At 42.9% G+C, this 18,026-nt stretch carries 16 protein-coding genes; 13 read left to right on the forward strand and 3 right to left on the reverse strand.

Features of this window, described 5'->3' with window-relative positions; all coding sequences use genetic code 11:
* The first annotated feature begins 8 nt into the window (after positions 1 to 8).
* Positions 9 to 524, forward strand: a complete 516-nt coding sequence (locus RCH62_RS02515) for a phosphatase PAP2 family protein (protein ID WP_195612160.1) — start codon at positions 9 to 11, stop codon at positions 522 to 524.
* A gap of 331 nt (positions 525 to 855) precedes the next feature.
* Here the strand turns inward: RCH62_RS02515 and queG are convergent, their stop codons facing one another.
* Positions 856 to 1,989, reverse strand: a complete 1,134-nt coding sequence (queG, locus tag RCH62_RS02520) for a tRNA epoxyqueuosine(34) reductase QueG (RefSeq protein WP_195610876.1) — start codon at positions 1,987 to 1,989, stop codon at positions 856 to 858.
* Positions 1,990 to 2,132: 143 nt separating this feature from the next.
* Between queG and manA the strand changes: the two genes are divergently transcribed.
* The 6 genes from manA to recG all read left to right on the forward strand — a co-directional run bounded on the left by manA (position 2,133) and on the right by recG (position 10,529).
* Positions 2,133 to 3,077: a mannose-6-phosphate isomerase, class I gene (gene manA / locus RCH62_RS02525; protein ID WP_129822430.1), complete on the forward strand. Its 945-nt coding sequence runs from the start codon at positions 2,133 to 2,135 to the stop codon at positions 3,075 to 3,077.
* Positions 3,078 to 3,281: 204 nt separating this feature from the next.
* Positions 3,282 to 5,801, forward strand: a complete 2,520-nt coding sequence (gene secA, locus RCH62_RS02530) for a preprotein translocase subunit SecA (RefSeq protein ID WP_306474541.1) — start codon at positions 3,282 to 3,284, stop codon at positions 5,799 to 5,801.
* 20 nt (positions 5,802 to 5,821) lie between these two features.
* Positions 5,822 to 6,853: a 3-deoxy-7-phosphoheptulonate synthase gene (locus RCH62_RS02535; protein WP_306474542.1), complete on the forward strand. Its 1,032-nt coding sequence runs from the start codon at positions 5,822 to 5,824 to the stop codon at positions 6,851 to 6,853.
* A gap of 83 nt (positions 6,854 to 6,936) precedes the next feature.
* Positions 6,937 to 7,299: a holo-ACP synthase gene (gene acpS / locus RCH62_RS02540; RefSeq protein WP_006595699.1), complete on the forward strand. Its 363-nt coding sequence runs from the start codon at positions 6,937 to 6,939 to the stop codon at positions 7,297 to 7,299.
* Positions 7,289 to 8,416 carry an alanine racemase gene (gene alr, locus RCH62_RS02545; RefSeq protein ID WP_306474543.1) on the forward strand — a complete coding sequence of 376 codons (1,128 nt, stop codon included), beginning with the start codon at positions 7,289 to 7,291 and terminating at the stop codon, positions 8,414 to 8,416. The genes acpS and alr overlap by 11 nt, the downstream gene beginning before the upstream one ends.
* Positions 8,417 to 8,513: 97 nt before the next feature.
* Positions 8,514 to 10,529 (forward strand): ATP-dependent DNA helicase RecG, encoded by a 2,016-nt coding sequence (gene recG, locus RCH62_RS02550; RefSeq protein ID WP_306474544.1) that lies wholly within the window; start codon positions 8,514 to 8,516, stop codon positions 10,527 to 10,529.
* A 360-nt stretch (positions 10,530 to 10,889) separates the two neighbouring features.
* On the opposite strand, the gene RCH62_RS02555 is transcribed toward recG, so the two are convergent.
* The gene (locus RCH62_RS02555) at positions 10,890 to 11,852 is read right to left on the reverse strand and encodes an asparaginase (protein ID WP_306474545.1); all 963 of its coding nucleotides are present in this window, start codon (positions 11,850 to 11,852) and stop codon (positions 10,890 to 10,892) included.
* 64 nt (positions 11,853 to 11,916) lie between these two features.
* Between RCH62_RS02555 and RCH62_RS02560 the strand changes: the two genes are divergently transcribed.
* Positions 11,917 to 13,329 carry a Cof-type HAD-IIB family hydrolase gene (locus RCH62_RS02560; RefSeq protein WP_306474546.1) on the forward strand — a complete coding sequence of 471 codons (1,413 nt, stop codon included), beginning with the start codon at positions 11,917 to 11,919 and terminating at the stop codon, positions 13,327 to 13,329.
* Positions 13,330 to 13,372: 43 nt separating this feature from the next.
* On the opposite strand, the gene RCH62_RS02565 is transcribed toward RCH62_RS02560, so the two are convergent.
* Positions 13,373 to 13,825 (reverse strand): universal stress protein, encoded by a 453-nt coding sequence (locus RCH62_RS02565; RefSeq protein ID WP_306474547.1) that lies wholly within the window; start codon positions 13,823 to 13,825, stop codon positions 13,373 to 13,375.
* A 212-nt stretch (positions 13,826 to 14,037) separates the two neighbouring features.
* On the opposite strand from RCH62_RS02565, the gene RCH62_RS02570 reads away from it, so the two are divergent.
* From RCH62_RS02570 to RCH62_RS02590, 5 genes are all read left to right on the forward strand, one after another.
* Positions 14,038 to 15,252, forward strand: a complete 1,215-nt coding sequence (locus RCH62_RS02570; RefSeq protein ID WP_023024219.1) for a pyridoxal phosphate-dependent aminotransferase — start codon at positions 14,038 to 14,040, stop codon at positions 15,250 to 15,252.
* 184 nt (positions 15,253 to 15,436) lie between these two features.
* On the forward strand, positions 15,437 to 16,225 hold the full coding sequence (gene codY / locus RCH62_RS02575; protein WP_048691732.1) for a GTP-sensing pleiotropic transcriptional regulator CodY: 789 nt from the start codon (positions 15,437 to 15,439) through the stop codon (positions 16,223 to 16,225).
* On the forward strand, positions 16,225 to 16,794 hold the full coding sequence (locus tag RCH62_RS02580; protein ID WP_126404749.1) for a cysteine hydrolase family protein: 570 nt from the start codon (positions 16,225 to 16,227) through the stop codon (positions 16,792 to 16,794). Before codY ends, RCH62_RS02580 begins: the two co-directional genes overlap by 1 nt.
* A 136-nt stretch (positions 16,795 to 16,930) precedes the next feature.
* Positions 16,931 to 17,233: an Asp-tRNA(Asn)/Glu-tRNA(Gln) amidotransferase subunit GatC gene (gatC, locus tag RCH62_RS02585; protein ID WP_306474548.1), complete on the forward strand. Its 303-nt coding sequence runs from the start codon at positions 16,931 to 16,933 to the stop codon at positions 17,231 to 17,233.
* Positions 17,233 to 18,026: amidase (locus tag RCH62_RS02590; RefSeq protein WP_306474549.1), on the forward strand; the 794-nt coding region annotated here is incomplete at its 3' end. The genes gatC and RCH62_RS02590, both read left to right, overlap by 1 nt.

The raw sequence follows: 18,026 nt of genomic DNA on the forward strand, positions 1-18,026 counted from the left end.
AATTACATATGGAAAAAGAATATTTGTTCTATGAACGGGTTAGACCATTTTTGGTGTCCCATCCCCCTTATCTTTCTTTATTAAGGTGGGTCAACCGCCTCGTCACCCTACTGATGCCACTCCTTTATTTTTATGTTCTTTGGGCAGCCTATTTGAAGGCTTCCGAGATTTGGGTTGTTCTTGCCTATCTGTTGGTTCCGGCATCTGGCTTTATTTTATTGAGTGTCATTCGAAAAGCAATCAATTGGCCCCGTCCCTACGAGATTGGGATGCTTCCTCCTTTATTAGACAGAGAAGGAAAGGGGAGCTCGATGCCTAGTCGTCATGTCTTTTCGGCGGTAATCATTTCGACAGTAGCCTGGGGAGTGAATCCTCTTCTATCGAGCATAGGTCTCTTCTTAGCTCTGTTATTGGCAGGCGTTCGTGTTCTGGCGGGACTCCATTTTGTCCGCGATGTCGTAGTCGGATTTGTCGTTGCACTCCTATGGGGAATCGTCAGTTTTTCTCTATTAGGAATTTTCTGATAGAGGTTGGATGAGAGAAGTAAGAAATGATTAAAAACTGCCTAACTTAGTTAGGCAGTTCAGATTGAAGATAAAGTCTTCCGAAAAAACTTTCCTTAGGTGAGTGCGGACGTCAGCGAATTTCGAAGAAGTTCCATGACTTAGTTTTGAGCCTAAGGTCTCAAAACTCCCGAGTGCCTGAAACTATAGTGTTTCAGGCACTTTTCTCACAGCGGAAAGTTTTTACTCTTCTTAAATGGCAAAATAAGTCATTTAAGAAGAGTAACTAGCTGTTTTATGTAAAAAAATAGTTTGTCTACATTCAAAACTTCCTAAGTTTGTTAGGCAGTTTTTAATTATGTGAGATTTGGTGTTGGAATTTTTGGAAGAACCGTTCGCGTTCTTCTATAATCGCAGGACTTGGGTTTTTGAGGGAAGTTAATAAATCGACCAAGTCAGGTGTGACTTCTCGAATCAGCTCCCCCAGTGACCAAATGGCTGTTGCAATATGGATCTGGTTTTGCGAGGTTTCGATGATTTCTAACAGTTTAGGAATAGCAGATCGGTCGTTAGCATTGGCCAAAGCAATGATGGCATTGCGCTGGAGAATATTTTTTCCCCGCCAACTGCCAGCGACCATTCCAAATTTTTCTTTGAATTGTCCATTGGATAACTCGATAAAGGGGATCAATTCTGGGTGCGCTAGTTCAGGATCGATATCAGTGGCTAGCGGATTGTCCAGACTACGATTGTAGGGGCAACAGATTTGACAGATATCACAACCGTAGATGACCGTTTTAATCTTTTTACGGAATTCCAGATCCATCATTCCCTTGTCTTGGGTCTGAAAGGATAGGCAACGTCGGGCATTCATAGAGCCATCTCCGATTAAACAAGAAGTCGGGCAGGCCTCTACACAGCGGTTACAATCTCCGCAACCATAGTCAACGGCTTGATCGGGTGCAATCTCTAGGTTGGTGATGAGTTCACCTAAAAACATATAAGAACCGTATTCTTTTGAGATGACGAGGCCGTTCTTTCCGATAAAGCCAATCCCTGCTCGTTGAGCAACCGCGGTATCCACTAAGGCACCGGTATCCACCATGCCCTTGTATTCGAAGTCGGCGGTTAATTCTTCAATCCCTCGTGCTAGGCGGTCTAATTTATCCTGCAAGACATAGTGATAATCAAGGCCCCAGCTATTGGGGGTGAATTTTCCGCGTTTATAGGCTGTCTTCTGAGGTTGTTGTTTTAACTTGTGAGGATAGGCAACGGCAATGGAGATAATCGTTTTAGCAGAAGCTAAACTTAAGCGTGGTTGGATTCGTTCTTCAATATTTTTGTGCTCAAAACCAGAATTTCGGCCTTCTTCCACAGCTAGGCGGAGGGATTTTTCTAAATAGGAAAAATCATCTGCCGTGGTAAAGCCAATTTTTGAAATACCAATGGAGTGAGCCAATTCAATAATAGATTCTTTGAGGTTCATATACCTATTATAGCGGAAAGCTGGTAAAAATGCGAAAAACGTGCAAAAAATTAAAAAGGGTCTAAACAGCTTGGCATGGCTTTCAAAAATGAGTAGAATTTGGTATAATAAGGTATTGAATACAAGGATATATGGAGGCAGGTATGTCACAACCGTTATTTTTACAATCCGTCATGCAGGAAAAGATTTGGGGTGGAACTAGATTACGAGATGAGTTTGGCTATGAAATCCCGAGCGATCATGTTGGTGAATACTGGGCTATTTCGGCCCATCCACATGGTGTTTCTGTTGTTAAGAATGGACCTTATGCTGGAATGGGCTTAGACCAACTATATGCAGAGCATCGCGAATTATTTGGAGATCGAACAGAACCGGTTTTTCCTTTGTTGACAAAGATTCTAGATGCAAATGACTGGCTCAGTGTTCAGGTTCACCCAGATGATGCCTATGGAATGGAGCATGAAGGAGAACTTGGAAAAACCGAATGCTGGTATATTATTGCTGCTGATGAGGGGGCAGAGATTATCTATGGTCATCACGCCCAGTCCAAGGAAGAATTGCGCCAAATGATCGAAGTCAAAGAATGGGATGATCTTTTAGCACGGGTTCCTGTGAAAGCGGGAGATTTCTTCTATGTACCAAGTGGAACCATGCATGCGATCGGTTCAGGTATCTTGATTTTAGAAACCCAGCAATCGAGCGACACGACCTATCGAGTTTACGACTTTGATCGTAAAGACGATCAAGGGAATCTACGTGAGTTGCATATTGAACAGTCCATTGATGTACTGAACTTAGGTGCTCCGGCAAATAGCCGACCAGTTGAGGAAAAAGTTGATCACTTGTCATCGACTTTGTTAGTGGCAAATGACTTCTTTGGTGTTCACAAGTGGGTAGTTAATGGGGAAGTTCGATTTGAAAAGACCCATGATTATAGCTTGGTGAGCGTTCTCTCAGGGCAAGGAAGTCTTCAAGTAGATGGGGAGAATTATCCGATTGGAAAAGGGGACCACTTTATCTTAACGAGTGATATCCAGAATTGGACCTTGTCAGGAGAAGAGATGGAATTAATTGTTAGTCATCCATAAAGAAGAAAGAAGGTTGAGTCATCATGTGCTCAGCCTTTTGTTGTTTTAAGGAATTTTCTGCTAGATGGGGGAATGGAAGATTGCTGAGGGAAAAAGAGAGGAAAACCATATCCTAATCAATGGAATTTCTTGATGGATAAGCTACAGTGTGCTATAATAAAAAGAACGTTTAAAATTTTAAAAAATTGAAAAGTAAGGATACTAATGGCTAATTTATTAAAGACAATTATCGAAAATGATAAAGGTGAATTAAGACGATTGGAAAAGATGGCAGACAAGGTCTTTTCTTATGAAGATCAAATGGCTGCCTTGTCAGATGATGAACTGAAAGCGAAAACGGAAGAGTTCAAACAGCGTTACCAAGATGGTGAATCTTTGGATGATCTTCTCTACGAAGCTTTTGCAGTAGTTCGTGAGGGTGCTAAGCGTGTTTTGGGCTTGTTCCCTTATAAAGTACAGGTCATGGGGGGTATTGTTCTTCACCACGGTGACGTTCCAGAAATGCGTACAGGGGAAGGGAAAACCTTGACTGCGACCATGCCGGTGTATTTGAATGCCCTATCTGGCCAAGGAGTTCACGTTGTCACTGTCAATGAATACCTGACAGAACGTGATGCGACTGAGATGGGTGAGTTGTACTCATGGCTTGGTTTGTCAGTAGGGATCAATTTAGCTGCAAAATCACCGTCTGAAAAACAAGAAGCTTATGCTTGTGACATCACTTATTCAACCAACGCGGAAATCGGTTTTGACTACTTGCGTGACAACATGGTTGTTCGTGCCGAAAATATGGTACAACGTCCTTTGAATTATGCCTTGGTCGATGAGGTAGACTCCATCTTAATTGATGAAGCCCGTACGCCATTGATTGTTTCAGGTCAGACTTCTACAGAAACTAGTCAACTCTATCACATGGCGGATACCTATGTAAAATCTTTGGAAAAAGAAGACTATATTATTGATGTCCCTTCAAAAACGATTGGTTTGTCAGATTCTGGGATTGATAAGGCTGAAAGTTACTTTAATCTTGAAAACTTGTACGACATTGAAAATGTTGCCTTAACGCACTACATCGACAATGCCCTCCGTGCTAACTACATCATGATTTTGGATATCGACTATGTAGTCAGTGAAGATCAAGAAATCTTGATCGTCGACCAATTTACAGGTCGTACCATGGAAGGTCGTCGTTATTCTGACGGCTTGCACCAAGCGATTGAGGCTAAAGAAGGTGTGCCAGTCCAAGAAGAAACCAAAACATCAGCTTCTATTACTTACCAAAACTTGTTCCGGATGTACAAGAAACTTTCAGGGATGACAGGTACTGGTAAAACAGAAGAAGAAGAATTCCGTGAAATCTACAATATTCGCGTCATTCCAATTCCAACAAACCGTCCGATTGCTCGTATTGACCATCCAGATCTTCTCTACCCAAGCTTGAAATCTAAGTTTAAGGCTGTAGTAGAAGATGTAAAAGCACGTTACGAAAAAGGGCAACCAGTCTTGGTAGGTACCGTTGCCGTTGAAACCAGTGACTATTTATCTCGTCTCTTGGTCGAAGCAGGTGTTCCCCACGAAGTTCTGAATGCGAAAAACCACTACAAAGAAGCGCAAATCATCATGAATGCTGGTCAACGTGGTGCCGTTACCATCGCGACCAACATGGCCGGACGTGGTACCGATATCAAGCTCGGTGAAGGAGTTCGTGAATTGGGCGGACTATGTGTCATTGGTACAGAGCGTCATGAAAGCCGACGGATTGATAACCAGCTGCGTGGACGTTCTGGACGTCAAGGAGACCCAGGTGAATCTCAATTCTACCTTTCTCTTGAAGATGAGTTGATGCGTCGTTTCGGTTCAGAGCGCATCAAAGCCTTGCTAGACCGCTTCAAACTAAGCGAAGAAGAATCTGTTATCCGATCCAACATGTTTACACGCCAAGTTGAAGCAGCGCAAAAACGAGTGGAAGGGAACAACTATGACACTCGTAAGCAAGTCCTTCAGTATGATGATGTCATGCGGGAGCAACGCGAGATTATCTACTCTCAACGCTATGATGTGATTACTGCGGATCGTGATTTGGCGCCAGAAATCAAGGCCATGATTAAACGAACCATTAAACGGATTGTCGAAGGAGCTAGCCACTCAAGCAAGGAAGAACGAATCGAAGCTATTCTGAACTTTGCCAAATACAATTTGGTCCCTGAAGATACGATTTCAGAGAGCGATATTGAAGGCAAATCTGATAAAGATGTGATTGATTACTTGTACAAACGTGCTGAAGAGGTTTATGCAAACCAAGTAGCGAAATTACGTGATGAAGAAGCAGTCAGAGAATTCCAAAAAGTCTTGATTCTTCGTGTTGTGGATAGTAAATGGACAGATCACATCGATGCCTTAGATCAATTGCGTAATGCTGTCGGTCTTCGTGGCTATGCACAAAACAATCCTGTAGTTGAATACCAATCTGAAGGATTCCGTATGTTCAACGATATGATTGGCTCTATCGAGTTTGATGTGACTCGTTTGATGATGAAAGCTCAAATTCATGAACAAGAGCGTCCACGTACAGAACACAGTATTTCAACGACAGCGACTCGCAACATTGCCGCTCAAAAAACTGATTTACCAGAAGATCTTGATTTGAGTCAAATCAAACGCAATGACATTTGTCCATGTGGATCTGGTAAGAAATTTAAAAACTGTCACGGTAAAAAACTCTAATCGTATGAAAGGATTTGCCTATGTCTTTTTCAGCTACTAGCCCAATCATTGATGAAACAACGGTGACTTCTCTTTATCGCTTAGAAGGGGAACATTTGGCTCGCAAAGAAGCGCGTGATCGTGAACTAGCCTCTATTTTAAAGGGGGAAGACAAGCGGATCTTGCTTGTGATGGGACCATGTTCATCAGATAATGAGGAAGCGGTGATGGAATATGCTCGTCGACTTGCAGCCCTTCAAGAAGAAGTCAAAGATCGGGTCTTCATTGTGATGCGGGTCTATACTGCTAAACCTCGGACCAATGGTGATGGCTATAAAGGCTTGATGCATCAGCCCGATACTGCTTCAAAACCAAGTTTTGTAGCTGGTTTAAAGGCTGTTCGTCGCTTGCATCATCGAGTGATTACAGAAACCGGATTGACAACAGCAGACGAATTGTTGTATCCAGAGACCTACCCATTTGTTGAGGATTTACTTTCCTATGTTGCTATTGGGGCACGTTCTGTAGAAGATCAAGGCCATCGATTTGTAGCGAGTGGAATTTCAGTACCAACTGGATTGAAAAATCCGACATCTGGAAATCTGTCTGTCATGTTTAATGCGATTTATGCTGCACAGCATGGGCATCATTTCTTCTATAATGGTCGTTCTGTGGAGACAAGTGGAAATCCATTCGGACACGCTATTCTGCGTGGAGCTTTAGACGCGAATGGGAAAAACATTCCAAACTACCACTATGAAGATTTGCTAGAAGCTGCTCATCGTTACCAAGCCTTGGGCTTGCAACATCCATTTATCCTGGTTGATACCAATCATGATAATTCAGGGAAAAAATTTGCTGAGCAGATTCGCATTGTCAGAGAAACCCTTACAAATCGTAGCTGGAATCCAATTATCCATGATGTAGTCCGTGGATTTATGATTGAATCTTATCTAGAGGACGGTCGTCAAGATCAACCAGAAGTATTTGGTCAATCGATCACAGACCCATGCTTGGGTTGGGAAAAGACAGAAAGCTTAGTACGAGAAATTTATCAGTATGTAGCTGAATAAGAGGAGAGGGCTGGAGAAAACATTCTCAGCCCTTTCCTTCTTAAATAGAGTTGCTGATAGAGAATCATTAAAGAGGAAAAGATATGATTGTTGGACATGGGATAGATATCGAATCAATCCAATCCATTGAACAAGCCTACCAGAGACATCCGAGATTTGCTTCCAAGGTATTGACAGAGACGGAACGAGAACGGTTCGACCAATTATCTGGAAAACGGAAAATGGAATACCTGGCAGGTCGATGGTCTGCCAAAGAAGCCTTTTCCAAGGCTTGGGGAACAGGAATTGGTCCAGTAGGATTTCAGGATTTGGAAATTCTAACCAATCAAAAAGGAGCTCCTTATTTTTCAAAAGCTCCTTTTAGTGGAAAGATTTGGGTTTCGATTAGTCACTCAGGCGATTTAGTTTCGACCAGTGTCATTTTGGAGGAAAGAAATGAAAGCTAGTTTACATAGACCAACGCGAGCATATGTGGATGTAGAGGCTATTGCCTATAATGTTCAACAAATACAGTCCCATATCCCGAAAGAGACCTTGACTTTTGCAGTTGTCAAGGCTAATGCATACGGCCATGGGGTTGTGCCAGTGGTAGAACGTTTATTGCCACTAGTAGATGCTTTTTGTGTCTCCAACCTAGATGAAGCCTTGGAAGTTCGCCAAGTAGCAGGTGAAAAGCCGATTTTAATTTTGGGTGTTGCACCAGTGGAACACGTTGCGATCGCCATCAAAGAGGGAATTCGCTATACAGTGGCTAGTCTCGAGTGGTTGAAAGCTTTGTTAGCTAAAAAGACTGATTTGAGTGGGTTGAAGGTTCATATAAAAGTGGATTCAGGAATGGGACGAATTGGTTTCCGTTCAGCAGAAGACTTGCAAGAAGCCATGATTTTATTAAGAGACCATGGAGCAGAAGTGGAAGGGATCTTTACTCATTTTGCAACAGCTGATGAGAAAGATGACCGCCATTTTCGAGACCAATTGCAACGATTTAAGTGCTTGTTGGAGCTCTTGCCCTTTACTCCGAAAATCGTTCATGCCAGCAATTCAGCAACAACTTTATGGCATGCTGATACCATATTTAATGCGGTCCGACTGGGCGATGTCATGTATGGCCTCAATCCAAGTGGAAGAGAGTTAGAACTTCCCTATGACATCCGTCCTGCTTTGAGTTTGGAAACGGAATTGGTGCATGTCAAGCCACTAGAAGTGGGGCAGACAGTTGGCTATGGAGCGACCTATCAGACTAGAGATGAAGAGTGGATTGGGACCATTCCGATTGGCTATGCAGATGGCTGGACCAGAGATATGCAAGGTTTTCATGTCCTTGTTGATGGGCAATTCTGCCCGATTGTCGGTCGCGTATCCATGGACCAAATCACCATTCGCCTACCGAAGACCTACCCGATTGGGACTAAGGTAGTATTGATTGGAGTGGATGGTGATCTAGCTATAACGACAACGGACGTAGCAGATTATAGAGGGACGATTAACTATGAGGTTGTTTGTGTCTTGAGCGATCGCGTCCCAAGAGTTTATCGTCCAACAAAGGAAGATAGTGGGAAGTAAGCTGTTTGTCTTATCCTAGCTTCCTTTCATAAAAAGTTCGAGATGAAAGAGGTTGAAGACGAATGTCCCAGCCTCCTTTCTTATCTAGGAGGAATGAATGAACTTACACCAACCACTCTCTGTCCTACCAGGAATTGGACCAAAATCAGCAGAGAAATACAAGAAATTGGGTATCGAAACGGTTGAAGATCTCTTACTTTATTTCCCATTTCGGTATGAAGATTTTAAATCAAAAAATGTTTTAGACCTGGAAGATGGAGAAAAAGCAGTTGTTTCTGGACTTGTCGCTACTCCAGCCAATGTCCAATACTATGGTTACAAGCGTAACCGTCTTCGCTTCACTATTAAACAAGGGGAGCTGGTCCTAGCAGTTAGTTTCTTTAACCAGCCCTATCTAGCGGACAAGATTGAACTGGGGCAAACGGTGGCCGTCTTTGGTAAATGGGACAAAGCCAAGGGGGCCTTGACAGGAATGAAACTGTTAGCGCAAGTCGAAGATGACCTCCAACCGGTCTATCGCTTGTCTCAAGGGGTGAGTCAGTCTGCCCTGGTAAAGGTCATTAAAACGGCTTTTGAAGCTGGATTGGATCAACTGTTGGAAGAAAATCTCCCTCAAATCTTAATGGACAAGTATCATCTGCTTTCTCGCAGACAAGCAGTCAGAGCCATGCATTTTCCCAAGGATCTTGAGGAATACAAGCAGGCTCTGAGACGAGTAAAATTTGAAGAATTGCTCTTTTTCCAATTGCAACTGCAGGTCTTGAAGGAAGAAAATCGTTCTGTCGGACAGGGAATCGTGTTGGATTGGGATGAGAAGAAGCTAAAAGCTCTTCAAGCTAGTCTTCCCTTTGCTATGACAGAAGCCCAGGAGAGAAGTCTGAGCGAAATTCTAGCAGATATGCGTTCTCCTTACCACATGAATCGTCTCTTGCAAGGGGACGTTGGAAGTGGAAAAACCGTCGTTGCTGGATTAGCCATGTATGCTGCTGTGACAGCTGGCAAGCAAGCGGCTTTGATGGTACCGACTGAAATCTTAGCTGAGCAACATTTACAAAGTTTGACCTCTCTCTTTCCTAGTCTCAAAATCCTTCTTTTGACAGGCAGTTTAAAAGCTTCGGAGAGAAGAGAACGGTTGGAATTGATTCAGACAGGGCAAGTAGACCTTGTTGTGGGAACCCATGCCTTGATTCAGGAGGGGGTTCATTTTCATGATCTCGGCTTGGTCATTATTGATGAGCAGCACCGTTTTGGTGTGGCCCAAAGACGGATCCTGCGTGAAAAGGGCCAAAATCCGGATGTCTTGATGATGACAGCGACCCCAATCCCTCGGACCCTGGCAATCACTGCTTTTGGAGATATGGACGTTTCCATCATCGATCAAATGCCAGCTGGTCGAAAAGAAATCATCACCCGATGGGTCAAGCACCAACAGTTAAACTTGGTTTTGGATTGGCTGGTCAAAGAAATTCAAAAAGGTTCCCAAGCCTATGTTATTTCTCCTTTGATTGAAGAATCTGAAGCCTTGGACCTCAAAAACGCTATTGCCTTAGAGGAAGAATTGATTGCTTACTTCGGGGATCGTGTCCGTATTGCTCTCCTTCATGGTAAGATGAAGGGGGAAGAAAAAGAGGCCATTATGCAGGCCTTTAAGCAGGGAGAAATTGACTTACTAGTTTCTACAACTGTAATCGAGGTCGGAGTTAATGTTCCCAATGCTACAGTTATGATCATCATGGATGCAGACCGCTTTGGTTTGAGCCAATTGCACCAGCTGAGAGGTCGGGTAGGACGTGGTGATAAGCAGTCTTACGCAGTATTAGTTGCCAATCCCAAAACAGAATCAGGTAAGCGTCGGATGAAAATCATGACCGAAACAACCAATGGGTTTGTCTTGGCAGAAGAAGACCTCAAGCTACGAGGCTCTGGGGAAATCTTTGGAACGCGTCAATCAGGTATACCAGAATTTCAAGTGGCCAGCCTCATTGAAGATTATCCAATCTTAGAGGAAGCACGAAAGGTAGCTGTTCAGGTGGTTACGACTCCTAATTGGCGAGAGCATTCAGATTGGCACTGTCTGTCTCTACATTTGGAACAGAAAGAACACTTAGATTAAGAAGGAATAAGAAAAAGTGGCTGGGACAAAAGTCCGGCCTCTCAATTGTCTTTGGATTGTCGAGCAAGACGCAGCAGTTGAGTGGGCTCTACTACGCTGATTTCATCAGCTTTTACAGTCCTACTCAACTGTGCGGAGGTGGGACGACGAAGTCGAATTCTAACGAATTACCGATTTCTGTCCCACTCTCTTTTTATCTTTTTTTAAATTTGTAGACCTATAATCGTAAAAAACAGAAAAGAGGTCCTAGTTATGCGAAACATGTTGAAATTTATCTTGTCATTCATTATCTCAGTCCATCAAAGCTATTTTTAAATTCAAAAGGCGGATGGATCAACCATCACGCCTTCTATTCTTATTTTAACCTTCCATATAGTCTCTTAATTCATCACCTTTTAATCCGGCATTGAGAGCAATCAATAGTTTCAACCGGGCCTTAGCTGCATTGAGCTCTTTGACAAAGAAGATGCCGTGCTCGTGAAGTTTGACTCCGCCCCCATCGTAAGCATAGACGGGTTCCGCAATTCCATTGAAGCAACGGGAAACCAAGGCAATAGGAAGGCCAGACTCTTGAAACTCAAAGAGTTTTTCCGCAACCTCCCTAGGAAGATTTCCTGCACCAAAGGCTTCGATAATTAAGCCATCCATTTGTCGGACATCTAGCATATCAAGAAGGTCTGTCTTCATGCCAGCATAGGCGGAAACAATGGGGACGACTCCCTTAATCTCTTGCAAATCAAATCGAACACGAGGTTCAGCTGTTTTAAAATAGATAACTTCTTTTTTCATGACCAAGCCTAGAGGACCGTGAGTTGGTGTTTGAAAAGTACTGACATTGGTTGTATGGGTTTTGGTCACGTACTTGGCTGCATGGACTTCGTCATTCATCACGACCAAAACACCCTTGTCTTGTGATTTGGGATCAGCCGCGACCCTGATGGCAGTCAGATAGTTATAGACGCCATCACTCCCTAATTCGTTGGAGCTTCTCATGGCTCCTGTCAGGACTACCGAAATAGTTGGCAAGTCCATGGTATCTAAGAAGTAAGCTGTTTCTTCAAGAGTATCGGTACCGTGGGTGATGACAATCCCATCATACTGGGAAGCCTCTTTCTGAATCTTATGATAAAGTTGCAACATGTGCTGAGGAGTTACATGAGGGCTGGGTAAATTAAAAAAATCTTCTGAAGTAAGCTCAATCCCTGCCAGTGACAGATCAATATGGTTCATGGGGTTGGATGAATTGGTCACGACAGCTCCAGAGGCATCCGCCTGCATGGAGATGGTTCCTCCTGTATGAAGGGCCAAAATTTTCTTAATCATGTTTGTCTCCTTGGAATGTGTGTTATAATTTATTGTATCATAAAACGGAAAGAAAGCAGTCATCATGGAAATAAAAGCGGTCTTTTTTGACATTGACGGTACCTTAGTCAATGATAGTCGAATGGTCTTAAAGTCAACCGAAAAAGCCATTCGCTCCTTAAAGGAACAAGGAATTTTTGTTGGTTTGGCAACAGGGCGAGGACCCTTCTTTGTTCGTCCTTTTATCGAGCGCTATGACTTTGATTTTGCAGTCACCTATAATGGTCAGTATATTTTTACCAAGGATAAGATCTTATCTGCTTCTCCAATTGATAAGAATAATCTTCGTCACTTGATTGACTATGCAAAGAAACATCGCATCGAAATCGCCTTAGGAACAGAAGATGGAGTTGAGGGTTCGCGCATTATGAGTTTTGGTCTGAGTCCGATTTCTCTATGGTCTGCACGATTTGTACCAAAAGGCTTTTCGAAGGCAGTTAGTAAAGGCTTCAACAAGGTGGTTAGCAAGGTTGTCCCTCAGGACCAAAAGCAACTGCAACAAATTGCTCAAGGACCAGTTTATCAGGTTCTCTTATTAGCTAGTCCTAAAGACACCCAAAAAGTTGAGCAAGCTTTTCCTGATTTAAAATTTACGCGTTCCAGTCCCTTTGCGGCAGATGTTATCAACCCTGGTAACTCAAAAATGGAGGGGATTCGGATTGTAGGAGAAGAATTTGGCTTCTCGATGGACCAAGTGATGGCCTTTGGAGATTCGGATAATGACTTAGAGATGCTCTCGGGTGTTGGCTTATCGATTGCGATGGGCAATGGAACCAGCAGGGTCAAAGAAGTTGCTCAGCACACAACGACCAGTAATACCAAAGACGGAATTCAAAAAGCTCTGGAACATTTTGGTATTATCACGGATCAGTCACTTTTTGTCAGTCGTGATGACCACTTTAATAAGGTCAAAGCCTTCCATCAACTCATGGATGGTCAAACCCAGGAAGAACCAAAGGCCTGGGACAATCAAGAGGCTATTTACCGAACCATGTTTAAGCAGGAAGAATTGGTTGAATTTATACGGGCTGCCAGCAAAGACGAAGCAACCTTTGATCGTTCAATTGAAAGCTTGCATCAAGCCCTAGATGAGGCAGCTAATAAGGTTCGTAGCAAACATCCAGCTGAGATCTCCTTGGTGGGGCAAGTTGATGCCTTGATTGATACGCTGTATCTGACTTATGGTAGTTTTGTTCTAATGGGGGTTGATCCTGAAGAGGTCTTTGAGATTGTTCACCGCGCCAATATGGGGAAAATTTTCCCAGATGGTCAGGCACACTTTGATGAAGTCACGCATAAAATTTTAAAACCAGACGACTGGGAAGAAAAGTATGCACCTGAGCCAGCCATTCAAAAAGAGCTGGAACGGCAAATCAAAGCTTATCAAAAACATTGTTCTGAAAAAACAGTAGAATCTGAAGAAACTAAAAAGGTGTGAGGAAATTCATTTTCCTTCACACCTTTTTGTTTTTTTATAAAGTTTATAAGGTCTTTTCTGGCTCACGAACCACTAACAAATCGACTTTGGCATGGCGGAGAATGTATTCAGAGGAAGACCCGACTAGTAAACGTTCAAAAGCATTTAGACCAGTTGCCCCAACCATGATGAGATCAACTCCCTCTGCATCAGGGATATCAGTCGCTAAGAGGACTTTTGGATTCCCCATTTCAATCACCGAAGCAATGTTTTGGACACCGGCTTCTTTAGCACGCTTGATATACCCTTCTAATAGTTCATTAGCTTCTGTTTGGAATCCTTCATACACCTCAGCATCAAAACTAGAGACACTTTGTAAGGCACGTGTATCAACGACATGAGCAAGGGTAAGTTTAGATCCGTTTCGCAACGCAACATTGACCCCTTTCTCAAAAGCAAGTTCAGCTTCGCGAGATCCATCAACTGCAACCATGATGTTTTCGTATTTTTGAGACATGTTCCGTCCTCCTTTACTGCTTGAAAACGTGAAAAGAAATGGAAGAACCCATTTATGTTACCTATAATTATATTTTAAACCTTTTACCATAGAAAGTAAAGGTCAAATCAGATATCTATAGGATTTCATTGAGAATGAAAGAGGTTGCTCAGTTGTACTCCAGATTAACTAGTGGTATAATGGAAGCAGTTTGATAAAGTGAGGAAAAAATCATGAAAGAATACAATAAGTCCGTCAAGCTAGAGCACGTTGCTTACGATATTCGTGGTCCAGTCTTAGAAGAAGCGATGCGCATGCGGGCAAACGGGGAGAAAATCCTTCGCTTAAATACAGGAAATCCGGCTGAATTTGGGTTCACGGCTCCCGACGAAGTCATTCATGATTTGATTATGAATGCTCGGGATAGTGAAGGGTATTCGGATTCAAAAGGAATTTTTTCTGCCCGTAAGGCCATTATGCAGTATAGCCAATTGAAAAAGATTCCGAATGTTGAGATTGATGATATCTATATCGGAAATGGTGTCAGTGAGTTGATTGTGATGTCCATGCAAGGCTTGCTGGATAATGGAGATGAAGTACTTGTGCCAATGCCAGACTATCCTCTTTGGACAGCAGCGGTCAGCCTAGCAGGTGGAAATGCAGTACACTATGTTTGTGATGAAGAGGCTGAGTGGTATCCTGATATTGATGATATCAAGTCGAAAATCACTTCAAACACCAAGGCTATCGTCGTGATTAACCCAAATAACCCGACCGGAGCTCTCTATCCAGATGAGATTCTTTTGGAAATTGTCGAAATTGCTCGTCAACATGGCTTGATTATCTTTGCAGATGAAATTTATGATCGCTTGGTCATGGATGGTGCCAAACACACAGCCATTGCTAGTCTCGCGCCAGATTTGTTCTGTGTCAGCATGAACGGTTTGTCCAAATCACACCGCATCGCGGGCTTCCGTGTGGGCTGGATGGTCTTGTCTGGACCAAAACACCATGTGAAGGGCTATATCGAAGGGCTCAATATGCTCTCCAATATGCGTCTGTGTTCAAACGTCTTGGCCCAACAAGTGGTTCAGACTTCTTTGGGAGGCTACCAGTCAGTGGACGAACTCTTGCTCCCAGGTGGTCGAATCTACGAGCAACGGAACTTTATCTACAAGGCCATCAACGATATCCCAGGGCTTTCAGCTGTCAAACCAAAAGCTGGTCTTTATATCTTCCCTAAGATTGATCGTGAAATGTACCGGGTAGATGATGATGAGCAGTTTGTCTTGAATTTCTTAAAACAAGAAAAGGTTCTCTTGGTTCACGGACGTGGATTCAACTGGAAAGAGCCGGATCATTTCCGGATTGTTTACCTTCCTCGAGTAGAAGAATTGGCTCAAATTCAAGAGAAGATGACTCGTTTCTTAAAACAATACAAACGATAAGTGTAAGAGAAATCGCTATTAGGCGGTTTCTTTTTTTGAATGAATCCAGCGAATATTTTGTTACATAAGGCTAATTTTTCTGAATTGAATAGAATTGTAGAAAAAATAAATAATTTTCAGATAATTTGATTGAAATTCCCTCACTTATATGATATACTTTAGCTGACTACATGCGAGGTTTATTATGGCTAAATTATTAGAAAAAACGAGAAAAATTACATCTATCTTGAAACGTTCTGAAGAACAGTTGCAAGATGAAATGCCTTATAATGCAATTGCCCGTCAACTGGCTGATATCATTCATTGTAATGCTTGTATTATTAATAGCAAGGGAACTCTTCTAGGTTATTTCATGCGCTACAAAACCAATAATGACCGGGTTGAGGCTTTTTTTGACAATAAAAAATTACCTGAAGATTATGCGAAAGCGGCCAGTTTAGTCTATGATACAGAGGCGAATTTAGATGTAGATCACGATTTAAGTATCTTTCCAGTAGAGACAAAGTCTGATTTTCCTGATGGGTTGACAACGATTGCTCCCATCCATGTATCTGGGATTCGTTTGGGGTCTTTGATTATTTGGCGCAATGATAAGGAATTTGCGGATGATGATTTGATTTTGGTTGAGATTGCTAGTACCGTAGTTGGGATTCAAATGTTGAACTTCCAACGAGAGGAAGATGAGAAAAATATTCGTCGCCGGACTGCGGTCAATATGGCTGTCAATACCTTGTCCTATTCAGAATTGCGGGCAGTTTCCGCTATCCTTAGTGAATTGAAGGGAAATGAAGGGCAGTTAACTGCTTCCGTGATTGCGGATCGGATTGGTATTACCCGCTCTGTGATTGTCAATGCGCTTCGGAAATTGGAATCAGCTGGTATTATTGAAAGTCGTTCACTCGGGATGAAGGGAACTTATCTCAAAGTTTTGATCCCGGATATTTTTGAAGAAATTAAGAAAAGAGACTACTAATGAGCAAAGCATTAATTTCGATTGACTACACCGTTGATTTTGTAGCGGATGAAGGTAAACTAACGGCAGGAGCTCCCGCCCAAGCCATTTCTGAGAGCATTGCCCAGGTGACCCAATTAGCCTTTGATCAAGGAGCCTATGTCTTTTTTGCTATTGATGCACATGATATAGACGACCCCTTTCATCCAGAAAGCAAGCTCTTCCCACCCCATAATATTATTGGGACTAGTGGACGGGATTTGTACGGTCCCTTAGCTGATTTTTATCGGGAGCACAAAGCGGATCCACGCGTCTTTTGGATGGACAAGCGTCATTATTCTGCTTTTTCAGGAACGGACTTGGATATCCGCCTCCGGGAACGTGGCGTAGATACCGTTATTTTAACGGGAGTCTTAACGGACATTTGTGTCCTCCATACAGCAGTGGATGCCTATAATTTGGGCTATCAGATTGAAGTGGTCGCGCCTGCAGTGGCGTCGCTTACTCCTGAAAATCACCAGTTTGCTTTAAATCATTTCAAACATGTTTTGGGAGCAAAACTGGTGAATGAACAATTAGAAGAATTGTAAGATTAGAGTCCGAGGAGAAAGGCCTAGTGCCTCCCCTTCCTCGGACTCTATTTTCTTGCCAAACTACCGCATAAATACTAAAAATATGGTAAAATAGAGGGTATTGAAAAATCATCATTTCACGAAAGGAAGCAAGATGAAAATTACGCAAGAAGAGGTAACCCACGTTGCCAATCTTTCAAAATTGAAATTCTCTCCAGAAGAGACAGCTGAGTTTGCGACAACCTTATCGAAGATTGTTGATATGGTGGAATTGTTGGAAGAAGTGGACACAACCAGTGTGGCCCCAACAACAACCATGGCGGATCGTAAGACCGTATTGCGTCCGGATATCGCTGAAAAAGGCACTGACCGCGACCGTTTGTTTAAAAATGTACCTGAAAAAGACAATTACTACATCAAGGTGCCAGCTATCCTAGAAGATGGAGGAGATGCCTAATGTCATTCAACCATAAAACCATTGAAGAGTTGCACGACCTCCTTGTCTCTAAGGAAATTTCAGCAACCGAATTGACCCAAGTGACACTTGATGATATCAAGGCGCGTGAAGAAGCAGTCAATGCCTTTGTGACGGTGGCTGAAGAAGCTGCCCTTGCACAAGCCAAGGCCATTGATGAAAAAGGGATCGATGCAGATAACCTCTTATCAGGGATTCCACTCGCCGTCAAAGACAATATCTCAACAGATGGCATCTTGACAACTGCAGCTTCAAAAATGCTTTACAACTACGAACCTATCTTTGATGCGACAGCGGTTGCTAACGCCAAAGCTAAAGGTATGATTGTCGTTGGTAAGACCAACATGGATGAATTTGCCATGGGTGGATCTGGTGAGACTTCCTACTATGGGCCAACCAAGAATGCTTGGGACCACATCAAGGTGCCTGGTGGATCTTCTAGTGGTTCAGCAATTGCTGTAGCTTCAGGACAAGTCCGTTTGTCCCTTGGTTCAGATACCGGTGGTTCTATCCGTCAACCGGCTGCCTTCAACGGAATCGTCGGTCTCAAACCAACGTATGGAACAGTTTCTCGTTTCGGTCTCATTGCCTTTGGTAGCTCACTCGACCAAATTGGACCGTTTGCTCCAACCGTTAAGGAAAATGCGCAATTGCTCAATGTCATTGCCAGTGCAGATGACAAGGATTCGACTTCTGCACCTGTTCGTGTAGCAGACTTTGCTTCTAAGATTGGTCAAGACATTAAAGGCATGAAGATTGCCCTTCCTAAGGAATA

The sequence above is a fragment of the Streptococcus sp. genome, from assembly GCF_030825805.1.
Lineage (GTDB): Bacteria > Bacillota > Bacilli > Lactobacillales > Streptococcaceae > Streptococcus.

Excerpts from the sequence above, each read along its gene's own strand:
- RCH62_RS02515 (WP_195612160.1), top strand. The coding sequence starts at position 9 with ATGGAAAAAGAATATTTGTTCTATGAACGGGTTAGACCATTTTTGGTG.
- queG (WP_195610876.1), bottom strand. The coding sequence starts at position 1,989 with ATGAACCTCAAAGAATCTATTATTGAATTGGCTCACTCCATTGGTATT.
- manA (WP_129822430.1), top strand. The coding sequence starts at position 2,133 with ATGTCACAACCGTTATTTTTACAATCCGTCATGCAGGAAAAGATTTGG.
- secA (WP_306474541.1), top strand. The coding sequence starts at position 3,282 with ATGGCTAATTTATTAAAGACAATTATCGAAAATGATAAAGGTGAATTA.
- RCH62_RS02535 (WP_306474542.1), top strand. The coding sequence starts at position 5,822 with ATGTCTTTTTCAGCTACTAGCCCAATCATTGATGAAACAACGGTGACT.
- acpS (WP_006595699.1), top strand. The coding sequence starts at position 6,937 with ATGATTGTTGGACATGGGATAGATATCGAATCAATCCAATCCATTGAA.
- alr (WP_306474543.1), top strand. The coding sequence starts at position 7,289 with ATGAAAGCTAGTTTACATAGACCAACGCGAGCATATGTGGATGTAGAG.
- recG (WP_306474544.1), top strand. The coding sequence starts at position 8,514 with ATGAACTTACACCAACCACTCTCTGTCCTACCAGGAATTGGACCAAAA.
- RCH62_RS02555 (WP_306474545.1), bottom strand. The coding sequence starts at position 11,852 with ATGATTAAGAAAATTTTGGCCCTTCATACAGGAGGAACCATCTCCATG.
- RCH62_RS02560 (WP_306474546.1), top strand. The coding sequence starts at position 11,917 with ATGGAAATAAAAGCGGTCTTTTTTGACATTGACGGTACCTTAGTCAAT.
- RCH62_RS02565 (WP_306474547.1), bottom strand. The coding sequence starts at position 13,825 with ATGTCTCAAAAATACGAAAACATCATGGTTGCAGTTGATGGATCTCGC.
- RCH62_RS02570 (WP_023024219.1), top strand. The coding sequence starts at position 14,038 with ATGAAAGAATACAATAAGTCCGTCAAGCTAGAGCACGTTGCTTACGAT.
- codY (WP_048691732.1), top strand. The coding sequence starts at position 15,437 with ATGGCTAAATTATTAGAAAAAACGAGAAAAATTACATCTATCTTGAAA.
- RCH62_RS02580 (WP_126404749.1), top strand. The coding sequence starts at position 16,225 with ATGAGCAAAGCATTAATTTCGATTGACTACACCGTTGATTTTGTAGCG.
- gatC (WP_306474548.1), top strand. The coding sequence starts at position 16,931 with ATGAAAATTACGCAAGAAGAGGTAACCCACGTTGCCAATCTTTCAAAA.